This is a genomic window from Streptomyces sp. NPDC053750 (assembly GCF_044544295.1).
Lineage (GTDB): Bacteria > Actinomycetota > Actinomycetes > Streptomycetales > Streptomycetaceae > Streptomyces.
The window spans coordinates 1,005,494-1,020,597 of sequence record NZ_JBITXB010000001.1 but is presented as its reverse complement, the minus strand read 5'-3'; the positions used below and the strand labels follow the sequence as shown (position 1 = coordinate 1,020,597).

Sequence of the window (15,104 nt, the reverse complement as noted above, 5' to 3'; positions counted from 1 at the left end):
CGTGTCCGTGTCCGTGCTCCTGCGTCTGCTCGCTCACCTGATCACCTTAGACACCTGACGAAAGGTCAGTCAGTGCTCGTGCGCAGTGACCTGCTCCACGACGCTCGTCCCGCTGCCCTGCTGCGACTCCCACTCCCAGGTCTCGTCCAGGCGCACCCGCCCGTCCGGCAGCTCGACGACGGTCGACAGGCAGTGTCCCGACGAGGTGCTGCCGTCGGTCTTGAGCTGCACGTACCGGAAGTCGAGCCGGTCGCCGTCCCGGGTACCCACCAGACGGCCGCGGACGACGTCGCCGCCCTCGTACTCGGCCCATACGGCGCCGTCCTGCTCGTGATAGAGGAACCGGGTGCGGGTACCCACCTGGCCGGGCGCCTGGTCGGCGACGGGGGCGAGGACGAGACCGTCGAGTGAACGGGCCACGGGGGAGGCTCCCTTACAAGTGCTGCGCTCTGCGGGCTAGGGTGGCCAACGTAAAGCACTCGCGGGAGCCCGGACGCACCGGGCTGAGAGGGAGGCTGGCGGCCTCCGACCGTACGAACCTGATCCGGGTCATGCCGGCGAAGGGAGGGGCTGGACGCCCATGTCGTCATCTCGCACATCACCGCGTACGTCCTCGCGTGCCGCGGACGTCCTCGTCGTAGGGGGCGGTGTGATCGGCCTGGTCACGGCCTGGCGGGCCGCGCAGCGCGGACTCGTCACGGCCCTCGTGGACCCCGAACCGGGCGGTGGGGCCGCCCAGGTGGCGGCCGGAATGCTGGCCGCCGTCACGGAACTGCACTACGGCGAGCAGACCCTGCTCGCGCTGAACCTCGCCTCGGCCCGCCGCTATCCGGAGTTCGCGGCGGAGCTCACCGATCTGACGGGGCACGACCTCGGCTACCGGCGGTGCGGCACCCTCGCCGTCGCCCTGGACGCCGACGACCGCGCCCACCTGCGCGAACTGCACGCGCTCCAGCAGCGCTCGGGCCTGGAGTCCGAGTGGCTGTCCGGGCGCGAGTGCCGGCGTCTGGAGCCGATGCTCGCGCCGGGTGTGCGCGGGGGGCTGCGGGTGGACGGCGACCACCAGATCGACCCCCGGCGCCTGGCCGGCGCGCTCGTGGCCGCCTGCGAACGCGCGGGCGTGGTCTTCCACCGCGTGTGGGCCGACCGGCTCACTCTCGGGCACGGCGGCGAGCGGGCCACGGGGGTCGTCACGGCCGACGGCACCGCGCTGGAGGCGGGGCAGGTGGTGCTGGCCGGGGGCAGCCTGAGCGGGCGGTTCGCGGGCGTCCCGGAGGCCGTGCTGCCGCCGGTGCGGCCGGTGAAGGGGCAGGTGCTGCGGCTGACGATGCCGCGGACGCACGGGCCGCTGCTGAACCGGACGGTGCGTGCCGTGGTGCGCGGCAACGCCGTCTACCTGGTGCCCCGGGAGAGCGGCGAGCTCGTCGTCGGCGCCACCACCGAGGAGCTGGGCTGGGACACGACGGTGACCGCGGGCGGCGTCTACGAGTTGCTGCGCGACGCCCACGAGCTGGTTCCCGGCATCACGGAGCTGCCCCTGACGGAGACGCGGGCGGGCCTGCGCCCCGGCTCCCCGGACAACGCCCCGCTGCTCGGCCCGACCGGGCTGGAGGGGCTGCTGCTGGCCACCGGGCACTACCGCAACGGCGTCCTGCTCACCCCGGTCACCGGCGACGCCATGGCGCACGCCCTGACCACGGGGGAGCTCCCGGCCGAGGCCCGTCCCTTCACCCCCCGGCGCTTCAGCGCCGCCCCCGCACTCTCGGAGCAGTCCGCATGACCATTTCCGTCTCCGTCAACGGCGAGCCGCGCGAGGTGGCTCCCGGTACGGCCCTGGACGCCCTGGTGGGCACGCTCACCGCCGCGCCGTCCGGAGTGGCCGCCGCCCTGAACGAAACCGTCGTCCCGCGCGCGCAGTGGTCCGCCACCGCCCTGGCCGACGGCGACCGCGTCGAAGTCCTCACCGCCGTCCAAGGAGGCTGACCATGGCCGACGATCCCTTTGTCCTCGGCGACACGACGTACGGCTCCCGCCTGATCATGGGTACGGGCGGGGCGCCCAGCCTCGACGTGCTGGAGCGGGCCCTCGTGGCCTCCGGGACGGAGCTGACGACCGTCGCGATGCGGCGCGTGAACGCCTCGGTGCACGGGTCCGTGCTGTCGGTGCTGGAGAAGCTCGGCATCCGGGTGCTGCCGAACACGGCCGGCTGCTTCACCGCCGGGGAGGCGGTCCTCACCGCCCGTCTCGCACGCGAGGCCCTCGGCACCGATCTGGTCAAGCTGGAGGTCATCGCCGACGAGCGCACCCTGCTGCCGGACCCGATCGAGTTGCTGGACGCGGCGGAGACGCTGGTCGACGACGGGTTCACGGTGCTGCCGTACACGAACGACGACCCGGTCCTCGCGCGGAAGCTGGAGGACGTCGGGTGTGCGGCGATCATGCCGCTCGGTTCGCCGATCGGGTCGGGGCTCGGCATCCGCAACCCGCACAACTTCGAGCTGATCGTGGAGCACGCGCGTGTGCCGGTGATCCTGGACGCGGGGGCCGGTACGGCGTCGGACGTGGCGCTGGCGATGGAGCTGGGGTGTGCGGGTGTGATGCTCGCCTCGGCGGTGACGCGGGCGCAGGAGCCGGTTCTCATGGCGGAGGGGATGCGGTTCGCGGTGGAGGCGGGGAGGTTGGCCCGGCGGGCCGGGCGGATTCCGCGGCGGCACTTCGCCGAGGCGTCCTCTCCTGCGGAGGGCCTGGCGGTGCTGGATCCGGAGCGGCCCGCTTTTCAGTGACCCTGCGCTGTCCTGGGCTTCGTCACCCACCCGCGCACCGCCCGTTCCGGTCGGACAAGAGGTGGACCTTGCCCGTGGGGGTTCGTCGCCGTCGTCGGCCGACCGTGCGTGGGAAGCGTCACAGGTCCGCTGCAGTAGCGGCCGCCATCGTCCGCGGCGGCGTCGGGTGTCCGTGGTGGCTCGTACACTCGCCTGCGTGGACACGACCCTTCAGGACCCTCTCGTCGGGCAGGTGCTCGACGGCCGGTACCGCGTCGAGGCGCGGATCGCGGTCGGCGGGATGGCCACGGTCTACCGGGCCGTGGACACCCGCCTGGACCGCGTGCTCGCGCTGAAGGTGATGCACCCGACGCTCGCGACCGACGCCACCTTCGTCGAGCGGTTCATCCGCGAGGCCAAGTCGGTGGCCCGGCTCGACCACCCCAACGTCGTGCAGGTCTTCGACCAGGGCGCCGAGGGGGCGTACGTCTACCTGGCGATGGAGTACATCGCCGGCTGCACCCTGCGCGACGTGCTCCGTGAGCGCGGTGCGCTCCAGCCGCGGGCCGCGCTGGACATCCTGGAGCCGGTGCTGGCCGCGCTCGGTGCCGCGCACCGGGCCGGGTTCGTGCACCGGGACATGAAGCCGGAGAACGTCCTGATAGGGGACGACGGCAGGGTCAAGGTCGCCGACTTCGGACTGGTCCGGGCCGTGGACACGGTCACCAGCACCACCGGTGCCGTCCTCGGCACGGTCTCCTACCTGGCGCCCGAGCAGATCGAGCACGGCACGGCCGACCCGCGGGTCGACGTGTACGCGTGCGGGGTCGTGCTGTACGAGATGCTGACCGGCGGCAGGCCGCACGAGGGGGACTCCCCCGCCGCGGTGCTCTACAAGCACCTGCACGAGGACGTGCCGCCGCCCTCGGCCGCCGTGCCGGGGACGGCGGCCGAGCTGGACGAGCTGGTCGCCGCGGCGACGGCGCGCAACGCGGAGATCCGTCCGCACGATGCCGTGGCGCTGCTCGCGCAGGCCCGCCGGACGCGCGGGGCGCTGACCACCGAGCAGCTGGACGCGGTGCCGCCGCAGGCACTCACCGCGGAGCACGACAACGCGGAGGACCGCACCAGCGTGATCCCCCGCGCGCTCACCATGCCCCGGCCGCTGCCCGTCAACGAGGACGAGGGCGACGGCACGCCTCACGGCTTCGCCGCGGACGGGAACGGGGACGGAGTCCATCGCACCAGCCGACTGGCCTCTCCCCCGTCGGCCCCGCCCCGGCGCCGCCGCCCGGAGCTGCGGCGCGGCCCGCTGACGATCGTCGTGGCCGTGCTCCTGGTGCTCGGTGTCGGCACCGGCGTCTGGTACATCAACTCCGGCCAGTTCACCAAGGTGCCGCCGCTGCTGTCCAAGACCGAGGCGCAGGCCCGGGACCAGCTGGACGACGCCGGTCTGGACGTCGGCACGGTCCGGCACGCCTACAGCGACACCGTGGAGCGCGGCAAGGTCATCAGCACCGACCCGGAGGTGGGCGACCGGATCCGCAGGAACGACTCCGTGTCGATCACGGTCTCCGACGGCCCCGACACCGTGAAGCTGCCGGACGTGCAGGGCTACCGGCTGGACCGGGCCCGGACCCTGCTGAAGGACGAGGGTCTGGAGCCGGGCATGGTGACCCGGGCGTTCAGCGAGGAGGTCCCCAAGGGCTTCGTCATCTCCACGAAGCCGAAGACGGGCACCACGGTGCGCGCGGGCTCGGCGGTCGCCCTGGTCGTCAGCAAGGGCAGCCCGGTGGACGTCCCGGACGTCACCGGGGAGGACCTGTCCGACGCGCGGGCCGAGCTGACGGAGGCCGGCCTGAAGGTAAAGGTCGCCACCGAGCAGGTGAACTCCGCGTACGACAGGGGCCAGGTCGCCCGGCAGACGCCCGGCGTCGGCAGCAGGGCCGCCGAGGGCGACACGGTGACGCTCACGGTGTCCAAGGGCCCCGAGATGATCGAGGTCCCGGACGTGGTCGGCGACAGCGTGGACGACGCCAAGCGGAAGCTGAAGGACGCCGGTTTCGAGGTGGACGAGGACCGCGGGCTGCTCGGGCTGTTCGGCGACACCGTGAAGGACCAGTCCGTGGCCGGCGGGGACACGGCACCCAAGGGCTCCACCATCAAGATCACCATCAGGTGACCGCTCTCACGGTCCGCCGCAGCGACCAGGCATGACACCCTGAATGGGTGAACAGTCAACAGTCCGCCCCCTCCCCCGCACTGCCCCGCAACCCCGTCGGCGGCCACGTCCCCGTGGCCGGCGGCCTGCACTCCGTGGGTCTGTCCTACGCCCGTGAGCTGAAGGCGGAGGCCGTGCAGGTCTTCGTCGCCAACCCGCGCGGCTGGGCCACACCGGCCGGCAACCCGCAGCAGGACGAGGCGTTCCGGGAGGCCTGCGCGGCCGGGTCGATCCCCGCGTACGTGCACGCCCCGTACCTGATCAACTTCGGTTCGCACACCGAGGCGACGGTGGAGCGGTCGGTGGAGTCGCTGCGCCACTCGCTGCGGCGCGGGCGGGCGATCGGGGCGCTCGGCGTGGTGGTGCACACCGGCAGTGCGACCGGCGGACGCGAGCGGTCGGTGGCGCTGAAGCAGGTACGGGAGTACATGCTGCCGCTGCTGGACGAGCTCACCCACGACGACGACCCGTACCTGCTGCTGGAGTCGACCGCCGGCCAGGGCGCCTCCCTGTGCTCGCGGACCTGGGACTTCGGCCCGTACTTCGAGGCGCTGGACGCCCACCCGAAGCTGGGCGTCTGCCTGGACACCTGCCACATCTTCGCGGCGGGGCACGACCTGACCGGGCCGTCCGGCATGCACCAGACGCTCGACCTGCTGGTGGACACGGTCGGCGAGGGCCGGCTGAAGCTGATCCACGCCAACGACTCCAAGGACGTGGCCGGCGCGCACAAGGACCGGCACGAGAACATCGGCGCCGGTCACATCGGCGAGGACCCGTTCCGGGCGCTGATGACCCACCCCGCGACCGAGGGCGTGCCGCTGGTCATCGAGACGCCGGGCGGCAAGGAGGGGCACGCTGCGGACGTGGAGCGGCTGAAGAAGCTGCGCGACGGCTGATCCGCCCGGAACGGGCAGGTCAGAGCTCGGGGCCGTCCCCGGGCTCCTCCTGGTAGGAATAGCGCTGCTCCCGCCAGGGGTCGCCGATGTTGTGGTAGCCGCGCTCCTCCCAGAAGCCGCGGCGGTCGGCGGTCATGTACTCGATCCCGCGGACCCACTTCGGGCCCTTCCAGGCGTACAGGTGCGGGACGACCAGCCGGAGCGGGAAGCCGTGCTCGGCGGTGAGCAGCTCGCCGTCCTTGTGGGTGGCGAAGAGGGTGCGCTCGGCGGCGAAGTCGGACAGCCGGAGGTTGGAGCTGAATCCGTACTCCGCCCACACCATCACATGGGTGACGGCGGGCGCGGGCGGGGCGAGGTCCAGGATCGTGGCGGCCGGCACGCCGCCCCACTCGGCGCCGAGCATGCTGAACTTCGTGACGCAGTGCAGATCGGCGACGACCGTGGTGTACGGCAGGGCGGTGAACTCGTCGTGGGTCCAGCCGTGCTTCTCGCCGTCGGCCGTGGCGCCGAAGACACGGAACTCCCAGCGCTCCGGACGGAACTTGGGGACCGGTCCGTAGTGCGTGACCGGCCAGCCGCGCTGCAGTCGCTGCCCCGGCGGGAGCTCGAAGGAGGACGCTCCTGCCGAACCGCCTTCTCCCGATTCGTGTCCCACCGGCTGACCCATGCCTCCATCCTGACAGACCCGGACCGATGCCCTTCACTCACCCCACTCATATTCGGGCAAACGGAAGAAATGCGAACAACACCGACTAAGCCTGTACTTACTTACTAAGTCAACACTTACTGGACGATCTTCGGTGCCGGTGCAATCATGCGGCGCAACACGCCAGTTCCCGTTCGAAGGAGCTTCACGCGATGCAGGGCGACCCCGAGGTCATCGAATTCCTCAACGAGCAGCTCACCGCCGAGCTCACGGCGATCAACCAGTACTTCCTTCACGCGAAGCTGCAGGACCACAAGGGCTGGACCAAGCTCGCGAAGTACACGCGGGCGGAGTCCTTCGACGAGATGCGCCACGCCGAGGTGCTCACCGACCGCATCCTGCTCCTGGACGGTCTGCCCAACTACCAGCGGCTCTTCCACGTGCGGGTCGGCCAGAGCGTGACCGAGATGTTCCAGGCCGACCGGGAGATCGAGGTCGAGGCGATCGACCGGCTGCGCCGCGGCATCGAGGTGATGCGCAACAAGAACGACATCACGTCGGCCAACGTCTTCGAGGCGATCCTCGCCGACGAGGAGCACCACATCGACTACCTGGACACCCAGCTGGAGCTGATCGAGAAGCTGGGCGAGTCGCTCTACCTCTCGACGGTCATCGAGCAGTCCCAGCCGGACGCGTCCGGCCCCGGCTCGCTCTAGGACCCGTCCTAGGCGGCTTCGGGGAGCTCCGAGAGGACCGGTTCGCCCTGGTCGGCCAGCTGCCGGCGGGGGCACGCCCCGCGGCCGAGCAGGGCCTGGATGCGCCGTACGCAGCCGCCGCAGTCGGTGCCTGCCTTGCAGGCGGAAGCGATCTGCCGGGGCGTGCAGGCGCCGGCCTCCGCGTGGCTCTTCACCTGTTCCTCGGTGACACCGAAGCAACTGCAGACGAACACGCGGTTCACCTCCCGGGCGGGGTACAAGGTCGTGCCGTACCGAAGACCGGAGGGCCCGACTGATCGGTGAGGCAAACCTAACCTTACCCATCGCACAGGGTTGGCAAAAGTGAAGGGGGCGCGGATCTCGTGTGACCCGCGCCCCATTTCACCGGCCCCGAAGGGCCGACCGTCACTGATCCCGGTACATCTCCGCCACCAGGAACGCCAGGTCGAGCGACTGGCTGCGGTTGAGCCGCGGGTCGCAGGCCGTCTCGTAGCGCTGGTGCAGGTCGTCGACGAAGATCTCGTCGCCGCCGCCCACGCACTCGGTGACGTCGTCACCGGTCAGCTCCACGTGGATGCCGCCCGGGTGGGTGCCGAGCGACTTGTGGACCTCGAAGAAGCCCTTGACCTCGTCGAGCACGTCGTCGAAGCGGCGGGTCTTGTGCCCGGAGGCCGCCTCGTAGGTGTTGCCGTGCATCGGGTCGGTGATCCAGGCGACCGTGGCACCGGAGGCGGTGACCTTCTCGACCAGCTCCGGGAGCTTGTCGCGGATCTTGTCCGCGCCCATGCGGACGATGAAGGTCAGCCGGCCGGGCTCGCGCTCCGGGTCCAGGCGCTCGATGTACTGCAGCGCCTCCTCGGCCGTCGTCGTCGGGCCGAGCTTGATGCCGATCGGGTTGCGGATGCGCGAGGCGAACTCGATGTGCGCGTGGTCCAGCTGCCGGGTGCGCTCACCGATCCACACCATGTGGCCGGAGACGTCGTACAGCTGACCGGTGCGCGAGTCGACGCGGGTGAGCGCCGACTCGTAGTCGAGCAGCAGCGCCTCGTGCGAGGAGAAGAACTCGACGGTCTTGAACTCCTCCGGGTCGGTGCCGCAGGCCCGCATGAAGTTCAGCGCGTTGTCGATCTCCCGGGCGAGCTGCTCGTAGCGCTGGCCGGACGGGGACGACTTCACGAAGTCCTGGTTCCAGGCGTGCACCTGGCGCAGGTCGGCGTAACCGCCGGTGGTGAAGGCGCGCACCAGGTTCAGCGTGGAGGCCGAGGCGTGGTACATGCGCTTGAGCCGCTCGGGGTCCGGGATACGGGCCTCTTCGGTGAAGTCGAAGCCGTTGACGGAGTCGCCGCGGTAGGTCGGCAGGGTCACGCCGTCGCGGGTCTCGGTCGGCTTGGAGCGCGGCTTGGAGTACTGGCCGGCGATCCGGCCCACCTTCACCACGGGCACGGACGCCGCGTACGTGAGCACGGCGCCCATCTGGAGCAGCGTCTTGAGCTTGTTGCGGATGTGGTCCGCGGACACCGCGTCGAAGGCCTCGGCGCAGTCGCCGCCCTGGAGGAGGAACGCCTCTCCCTTGGCGACGGCCGCCATCCGGGCGCGCAGCTGGTCGCACTCGCCCGCGAAGACGAGCGGCGGATACGACTCGAGGTCCGCGATCACTGCGCGCAGAGCCTCGGTGTCGGGGTACTCGGGCTGCTGCGCCGCGGGCAGGTCTCGCCAGGTGTTGCCAGCGCTCGGGCTGGTCTTAGCGTTCACGGTCACGTCGTCAACACTACGGGGTCGGAACGCCGCTCCCGCCCCATGCCCAGGGTTTGAGACACACGGAACGCCCTGCGGACACCCGGCAGTGGGGTACGCTGCGGCGTATGTTCGCGCATTGGATCCAGAACTGGTGGTGGACCGCTCATCCGGCGGCCCACTGACTGCGCGTACGCAAGACTTCGCGAAGGCCGCCCGAGGGGCGGCCTTCGGTGTTTTCGCGACCGGGGACCGTTCCTCCCACCGAGAGTCTCAGCGAGAGACCGAGAGGACACGGACCCATGGCACTGCCCGATCTGCGCGACCTGACCGCCGACCCCCGCCCGTTCGCCCTGCTGCGCCGCCGCACCCCCGGCCACGATCACGACACCGTGGAGCTGCTGCTCGGCCCGGTGACGGAGCACGACCGGCTCGCCGACCTCCCCGACGAGGGGCTGGCGCTCGTCCCCTTCCGGCAGATCCGCGAGCGCGGGTTCGACGTGCGCGACGACGGCACGCCGCTGCTGGTGCTGACCCCCGAGGAGCGGTACGAGATCCCGCTCGCCGAGGCCCTCGACCGGCTCCCCTCGCACGACGTCCGCGTCGAGGGCGGCGGCTTCGACGTCGGTGACGAGGAGTACGCCGGCATCGTCGGGCGGGTGCTGGAGGAGGAGATCGGGCGGGGCGAGGGCGCCAACTTCGTGATCCGGCGGACGTACCGGGGCGAGATCCCCGGGTTCGGGCGGGCCGACGCGCTGGCGCTGTTCCGGCGGCTGCTGGAGGGCGAGCGGGGCGCGTACTGGACGTTCGTGGTGCACACCGGAAATGAGAAAGGGCCCGAAGGGCCTTCCTTGGAAGGGCGGGGGCGGGCGACGGGAGGGCGGACGCTGGTGGGCGCGAGCCCCGAGGTGCACGTGCGGATGTCCGGCGGCACGGTCGTGATGAACCCGATCAGCGGGACGTACCGCTATCCGGCCGAGGGCCCGACCCCCGAGCACCTGCTGCGCTTCCTCGCCGACGGCAAGGAGATCGAGGAGCTGTCGATGGTGGTCGACGAGGAGCTCAAGATGATGTGCACCGTCGGTGACATGGGCGGCGTGGTCGTGGGGCCCCGGCTGAAGGAGATGGCACACCTCGCGCACACCGAGTACGAGCTGCGCGGCCGTTCCTCGCTGGACGCGCGGGAGGTGCTGAAGGAGACCATGTTCGCGGCGACGGTCACCGGGTCGCCGGTGCAGAACGCCTGCCGGGTCATCGAACGGCACGAGGCCGGAGGACGCGGCTACTACGCGGGGGCGCTGGCGTTGCTCGGCCGGGACGCCGGCGGGGCGCAGACCCTCGACTCCCCCATCCTCATCCGCACCGCCGACATCGACGCGGACGGCGGGCTGCGGGTGCCGGTCGGCGCCACGCTGGTGCGGGGCTCGGACCCGGCGGGCGAGGTCGCCGAGACCCACGCCAAGGCGGCCGGGGTCCTGGCCGCCTTGGGCGTACGTCCGTCCCGGCCGCGCACGGAGGCCCAGCGGCCGAGGCTCGCCGACGACCTCCGGGTGCGGGCGGCGCTGGACGGGCGCCGGGCCTCGCTGGCGCCGTTCTGGCTGCGGATGCAGGAGCCGTCCAACGTGCTGGAGGGGCACGCCCTGGTCGTCGACGGGGAGGACACCTTCACCGCGATGCTCGCGCACGTGCTGCGCTCGTCGGGGCTCGCCGTGAGCGTACGGCGGTACGACGAGCCGGGGCTGCGGGAGGCGGTGCTCGGGCACGAGGGGCCGGTGGTGCTGGGCCCCGGCCCCGGTGACCCGTCCGACGTGGCCGACCCCAAGATGCGCTTCCTGCGCGCCCTGACCGCCGAGGTGATCCGGGACCACCGGCACGGCGTCCTCGGCGTCTGCCTCGGGCACGAGCTGATCGCGGCGGAGCTGGGGCTGGACGTCGTCCGCAAGGAGGTGCCGTACCAGGGGGCGCAGACGGAGATCGACCTGTTCGGGCGGCGCGAGACCGTCGGCTTCTACAACAGCTTCACCGCGCGCTGCGACGACGAGACGGCCGGTGAGCTGGCCGCGCACGGCATCGAGGTGAGCCGCGCCGCGAACGGCGAGGTGCACGCGCTGCGCGGGGACGGCTTCGCGGGGGTCCAGTTCCACCCGGAGTCGGTGCTGACGCTGAACGGCGCGGCGGTCGTGCGGGAGCTGGTGGGTCAGTTGCGCGGCACGAGCACGTTCTCCGAGCGGCGGCCCTCTAGGTAGTCGAGGACGTTGCGCACCGTGGTGTCGACGATCTGGCCGACGGCGTCCTCGGTGTAGTACGCCTGGTGCGAGGTGACCAGCACGTTCGGGAAGGTGACGAGGCGGGCCAGGGTGTCGTCCTCGACGGCCTCGAGAGACCTGTCGAGGAAGAACAGGCCCGCCTCCGCCTCGTACACGTCGAGGCCCACGCCCGTGAAGCGGCCCGCGCGCAGCTCCCCGACCAGGGCGGCGGTGTCGATCAGGCCGCCGCGGCTGGAGTTGACCAGGATCGCGTCGTCCCGCATCGACTTCAGCGCGGTCGCGTCGATCAGGTGCCGGGTCTCGGGCATCAGCGGGACGTGCAGGGTGATCAGGTCGGACTGGGCGAGCAGCTCGTCCTTGGGTACGTAGCGCATGCCGAGTTCCATGCAGGCGGGGTTCTCGGCGATGTCCCAGCCGAGCAGCCGCATGCCGAAGCCGTGGGCGATCCGGGCGAAGGCCTCGCCGATCTTGCCGGTGCCGAGGACACCGGCGGTGCGGCCGTGCATGTCCCGGCCCATCAGGCCCTGCAGGCGGAAGTCGAAGTCGCGGGTGCGGTTGGAGGCCCGCACGATCCGCCGGTTGACCGCCATGGCCAGGGCCCAGGCGAACTCGGCGACGGAGTACGGGGAGTAGTACGACACCCGGGCGACGGTCATGCCGAGTCGCGCCGCCGTGTCGAGGTCGATGTTGTTGAAGCCGGTGGAGCGCTGGGCCACCATCCGGGTGCCGCCGGCCGCGAGGAGCTCCAGGACGGGGGAGCCGAGGTCGGCGTTGACGGAGGTGGAGACGATCTCGTGGCCGGCCGCGATGGGGGCGGTGTCCTCGTTGAGGAAGACGTCGAGACAGCGGATCTCGTGGTGGCCGTGGAAGGCCTGCTCGATCAGGGGCTGCTCGTCGGCCTGGACGCCGAAGGCCAGGATCTCCATGAACGCTCCCGTCTGCTGGGCTCCGGGCCGAATATACGGCGCCTGGCCCGGGCCCGCCGGTCGGCCGGAGACTCGTCGTCGAGTCGGCTACTCGTCGTCGAGTCCGCGCTCTATCGCGTACCGCACGAGTTCCACGCGGTTGTGCAGCTGGAGCTTGCCGAGGGTGTTCTGGACGTGGTTCTGGACGGTGCGGTGGGAGATGACGAGGCGTTCGGCGATCTGCTTGTAGCTCAGGCCCTTGGCGACCAGGCGCAGCACCTCGGTCTCGCGGTCGGTGAGCCGGGGCGCCCCGGGCTCGCCGGTCTCGGCTGCGGGGGCCGGTTCGGAGGCCAGGCGGCGGTACTCGCCGAGGACCAGCCCGGCCAGACCGGGGGTGAAGACCGGGTCCCCGGCGGCCGTGCGGCGCACCGCGTCCTGCAACTCCTCGGTGGAGGCCGACTTCAGCAGGTATCCGGTCGCGCCGGACTTCACCGCCTCCAGGACATCGGCGTGCTCCCCGCTCGCGGAGAGCACGAGGACGCGCAGCTTCGGGTCGGCGCCGACGACCTCCTTGCAGACCTGGACGCCGGGCTTGCCGGGCAGGTTGAGGTCGAGCACGAGGACGTCGGGCGCGACGGCCCGGGCACGGCGCACCGCCTGGTCGCCGTCGCCGGCGGTGGCGACCACGTCGAAGCCCGACTCGGCCAGGTCCCGGGCGACGGCGTCGCGCCACATCGGGTGGTCGTCGACGACCATGACCTTGATCGGGTGCTGTCGTTCACTCATGGTCCGCTGCCTTCCCCCGTGCGGCGGCGCCGCCGGATTCCTTCGGTGCCCTCAGTTCGACCTCGGTTCCCTGTCCCGGCACCGAGATCAGCTCGGCGGTGCCGCCGAGGTCGCGCAGCCGGCCCCGGATCGACAGGGCCACGCCGAGGCGCCCCTCCCCCTCGGCCTCGGCGAGCCGCCCCTCCGGGATGCCGGGCCCCTCGTCGCGGACGGTGACGATCACCTCGTCCGGCTCGTCCTCGACCAGGATCCACGCGCGCGCGTCCTCGCCGACGTGCCGCCGTACGTTGTCCAGGGCGGCGCCCACGGCGGCCGCGAGCTCCCGGGCCGCGGGCGGGGCCAGCAGGACCGGCGCGCCCGGCTCGGCGAGGTTCACGAGGGAGCCGGCGTACGGGGCGAGCAGGGCGCGCAGGTCGACGGGGCCGTCCGGGTCGTCCCGTTCGGGTTCCTCCACCGCCCGTACGACCGCGCCCTCGGCGGCGTCCTCCGACACGCGGGAGACGGGCACCAGACCTCCGGAGACCAGGGTGCGCAGGGCCACCTCCTGTTCGCCGGCCATGCGGCCCAGTTCGGCCGCCTCGCCGCCGATGACGGCGCCGCGCCGCTGCACCATCGCGAGCACCTGGAGCACGCTGTCGTGGATGTCCCGGGCGAGGCGCTCCCGTTCCCTGGTCGCCGCCTCGATCTCCAGGGCGCGGGCGAGGGTGCGCTCGGAGGCGCGGGCGACCTCGACGACGTAGCCGATGGCGATGGACGCGACCCAGACGAGGATCACGTTGTGGACGGTGTCGCGGGCGGGGGTGCCGCGTTCGACCAGGTTGGCGACGGCGACGAGGGTGGAGGCGACGGCCGCCCAGCGCCAGCCGCCCTTGATGGCGAAGGCCAGGACGGAGCCGGCGGTCCATATCGACGGCAGGGTCGGGCCGCCGTCCATGACCCGCTCGTGCGCGTCGGCGAAGGGGGTGAGCAGGATGCCGGTGAGCGCGACGGTGAGGTCGGCGGCGAGGAACCGCTTGGTGCAGCTCGCCGCGTTCGCGACCCTGGGGAGGGTGGCGAGGGTCCAGACGAAGAGGACGGCGTAGTAGGCGACGGCGAGCCAGGGGCGGGCGAAGCCGGAGTAGGCGGTGACGAAGAAGCCGATCGCGTACAGCATGGTGAGGACGCGGTAGCCGGCGAGCGCGCGCCACAGCGGCTGCTCGACCGACATCCTCATGACTCTCTCGCGCCTGGCCATGTCCCCCCGTCCCCCCGGCCCGCCCGTACGTTCCCGCTCCCGCGCGGCGGCCGGCTACCGGTCGCCGGCGGACCGGCCCTGCTCGGCCGCCGCCTTCTCCTTGGCCGCCTGTTCCTTCTCCGCCTGCGCGAGCGCGGCCTTCGCCGCCTTGCCCGCTTCCTTCTCGGCCTTGGCCGCCTCCGCGATCTGCCGCTTCATGGCGGTCGCGTACATGTCGACGTACTCCTGGCCGGAGAGCTTCATGATCTCGTACATGACCTCGTCGGTCACCGCGCGGAGCACGAAACGGTCGTGCTCCATGCCCTGGTAGCGGGTGAAGTCCAGGGGCCTGCCGATGCGGATGCCGGGCCGCATCAGCTTCGGCACCACCTTGCCGGGCGGCTGGATCTTCTCGGTGTCGATCATGGCGACCGGGATGACGGGCGCGCCGGTGGCGAGCGCCACGCGCGCGAGGCCGCCCGGCTTGCCGCGGTAGAGGCGGCCGTCCGGGGAGCGGGTGCCCTCGGGGTAGATCCCGAACAGCTCGCCGCGCTCCAGGACCTCTATGCCGCTCTTGATGGCGGCCTCGCCGGCGCCGCGCGCGCCGGAGCGGTCCACGGGGAGCTGGCCGACGCCCTTGAAGAACGCGGCGGTCAGCCGGCCCTTGACCCCGGGGGTGTTGAAGTACTCGGCCTTGGCGATGAACGTGACCTTGCGGTCGAGGACCGCGGGCAGGAAGAACGAGTCGGAGAACGACAGGTGGTTGCTCGCCAGAATGGCGGGGCCGTCGGCCGGGATGTGCTCCAGGCCTTCCACCCAGGGCCGGAAGGCGAGCTTCAGCGAACCCCCGACGGTGACCTTCATCGCGCCGTACAACAACCGAGTGCCTCCTGTGTCTGTGGGTCAGACCCTATCCCGGGGCGGCGTCAATGGCCCCGACGGCCCTGGTCGGTGT

General features: G+C 71.8%; 16 protein-coding genes and 1 riboswitch. Of the genes, 8 read left to right on the top strand and 8 right to left on the bottom strand.

The features are described from left to right. Window positions 1-69: 69 nt before the first annotated feature. Window positions 70-420: a hypothetical protein gene (locus ACIGO6_RS04540; RefSeq protein WP_399871124.1), complete on the bottom strand. Its 351-nt coding sequence runs from the start codon at window positions 418-420 to the stop codon at window positions 70-72. Window positions 421-471: 51 nt separating this feature from the next. Continuing rightward, window positions 472-583: riboswitch (TPP riboswitch) on the top strand. On the opposite strand from ACIGO6_RS04540, the gene thiO reads away from it, so the two are divergent. The 5 genes from thiO (at window position 581) to ACIGO6_RS04515 (ending at window position 5,882) form a co-directional block, all read left to right on the top strand. Further along, window positions 581-1,780: a glycine oxidase ThiO gene (gene thiO, locus ACIGO6_RS04535; RefSeq protein ID WP_399871122.1), complete on the top strand. Its 1,200-nt coding sequence runs from the start codon at window positions 581-583 to the stop codon at window positions 1,778-1,780. (Overlaps the previous riboswitch by 3 nt.) 2 nt (window positions 1,781-1,782) lie before the next feature. Further along, entirely contained in the window at window positions 1,783-1,983 is a 201-nt protein-coding gene (gene thiS, locus ACIGO6_RS04530; protein ID WP_399871620.1) for a sulfur carrier protein ThiS, read from the top strand. A gap of 2 nt (window positions 1,984-1,985) precedes the next feature. Further along, complete coding sequence (locus ACIGO6_RS04525; RefSeq protein ID WP_399871120.1) at window positions 1,986-2,783, top strand: thiazole synthase; 798 nt, start codon at window positions 1,986-1,988, stop codon at window positions 2,781-2,783. 196 nt (window positions 2,784-2,979) lie between these two features. Next, window positions 2,980-4,944 carry a Stk1 family PASTA domain-containing Ser/Thr kinase gene (pknB, locus tag ACIGO6_RS04520; RefSeq protein ID WP_399871117.1) on the top strand — a complete coding sequence of 655 codons (1,965 nt, stop codon included), beginning with the start codon at window positions 2,980-2,982 and terminating at the stop codon, window positions 4,942-4,944. 47 nt (window positions 4,945-4,991) lie between these two features. Continuing rightward, window positions 4,992-5,882: a deoxyribonuclease IV gene (locus tag ACIGO6_RS04515; protein WP_399871114.1), complete on the top strand. Its 891-nt coding sequence runs from the start codon at window positions 4,992-4,994 to the stop codon at window positions 5,880-5,882. Window positions 5,883-5,901: 19 nt separating this feature from the next. On the opposite strand, the gene ACIGO6_RS04510 is transcribed toward ACIGO6_RS04515, so the two are convergent. Then, on the bottom strand, window positions 5,902-6,549 hold the full coding sequence (locus tag ACIGO6_RS04510; protein WP_399871112.1) for a sulfite oxidase-like oxidoreductase: 648 nt from the start codon (window positions 6,547-6,549) through the stop codon (window positions 5,902-5,904). Window positions 6,550-6,740: 191 nt separating this feature from the next. On the opposite strand from ACIGO6_RS04510, the gene bfr reads away from it, so the two are divergent. Next, on the top strand, window positions 6,741-7,244 hold the full coding sequence (gene bfr / locus ACIGO6_RS04505; RefSeq protein ID WP_399871109.1) for a bacterioferritin: 504 nt from the start codon (window positions 6,741-6,743) through the stop codon (window positions 7,242-7,244). 8 nt (window positions 7,245-7,252) lie between these two features. Here the strand turns inward: bfr and ACIGO6_RS04500 are convergent, their stop codons facing one another. Both ACIGO6_RS04500 and ACIGO6_RS04495 read right to left on the bottom strand, forming a co-directional pair. Next, window positions 7,253-7,486: a (2Fe-2S)-binding protein gene (locus ACIGO6_RS04500; RefSeq protein ID WP_356200172.1), complete on the bottom strand. Its 234-nt coding sequence runs from the start codon at window positions 7,484-7,486 to the stop codon at window positions 7,253-7,255. Window positions 7,487-7,649: 163 nt separating this feature from the next. After that, window positions 7,650-9,002, bottom strand: coding sequence for a class II 3-deoxy-7-phosphoheptulonate synthase (locus tag ACIGO6_RS04495; RefSeq protein ID WP_399871106.1), 1,353 nt, complete (start codon window positions 9,000-9,002; stop codon window positions 7,650-7,652). A gap of 104 nt (window positions 9,003-9,106) precedes the next feature. On the opposite strand from ACIGO6_RS04495, the gene ACIGO6_RS04490 reads away from it, so the two are divergent. Both ACIGO6_RS04490 and ACIGO6_RS04485 read left to right on the top strand, forming a co-directional pair. After that, window positions 9,107-9,163, top strand: coding sequence for a trp operon leader peptide (locus tag ACIGO6_RS04490; RefSeq protein ID WP_399871616.1), 57 nt, complete (start codon window positions 9,107-9,109; stop codon window positions 9,161-9,163). Window positions 9,164-9,280: 117 nt separating this feature from the next. Further along, the gene (locus ACIGO6_RS04485) at window positions 9,281-11,224 is read left to right on the top strand and encodes an anthranilate synthase family protein (RefSeq protein ID WP_399871103.1); all 1,944 of its coding nucleotides are present in this window, start codon (window positions 9,281-9,283) and stop codon (window positions 11,222-11,224) included. Here ACIGO6_RS04485 and ACIGO6_RS04480 read toward each other — a convergent pair. The 4 genes from ACIGO6_RS04480 to ACIGO6_RS04465 form a co-directional block, all read right to left on the bottom strand. Next, window positions 11,176-12,171, bottom strand: a complete 996-nt coding sequence (locus ACIGO6_RS04480; protein WP_399871101.1) for a 2-hydroxyacid dehydrogenase — start codon at window positions 12,169-12,171, stop codon at window positions 11,176-11,178. The two genes, ACIGO6_RS04485 and ACIGO6_RS04480, sit on opposite strands and share 49 nt — an antisense overlap. An 87-nt stretch (window positions 12,172-12,258) precedes the next feature. Then, a complete protein-coding gene (locus tag ACIGO6_RS04475; protein WP_399871099.1) occupies window positions 12,259-12,936 on the bottom strand; it encodes a response regulator in 678 nt (225 codons plus the stop codon). After that, on the bottom strand, window positions 12,929-14,170 hold the full coding sequence (gene macS / locus ACIGO6_RS04470) for a MacS family sensor histidine kinase (protein ID WP_399871097.1): 1,242 nt from the start codon (window positions 14,168-14,170) through the stop codon (window positions 12,929-12,931). The genes ACIGO6_RS04475 and macS overlap by 8 nt, the downstream gene beginning before the upstream one ends. 54 nt (window positions 14,171-14,224) lie before the next feature. Continuing rightward, window positions 14,225-15,013, bottom strand: coding sequence for a lysophospholipid acyltransferase family protein (locus ACIGO6_RS04465; protein ID WP_399871613.1), 789 nt, complete (start codon window positions 15,011-15,013; stop codon window positions 14,225-14,227). Window positions 15,014-15,104: the final 91 nt, after the last annotated feature.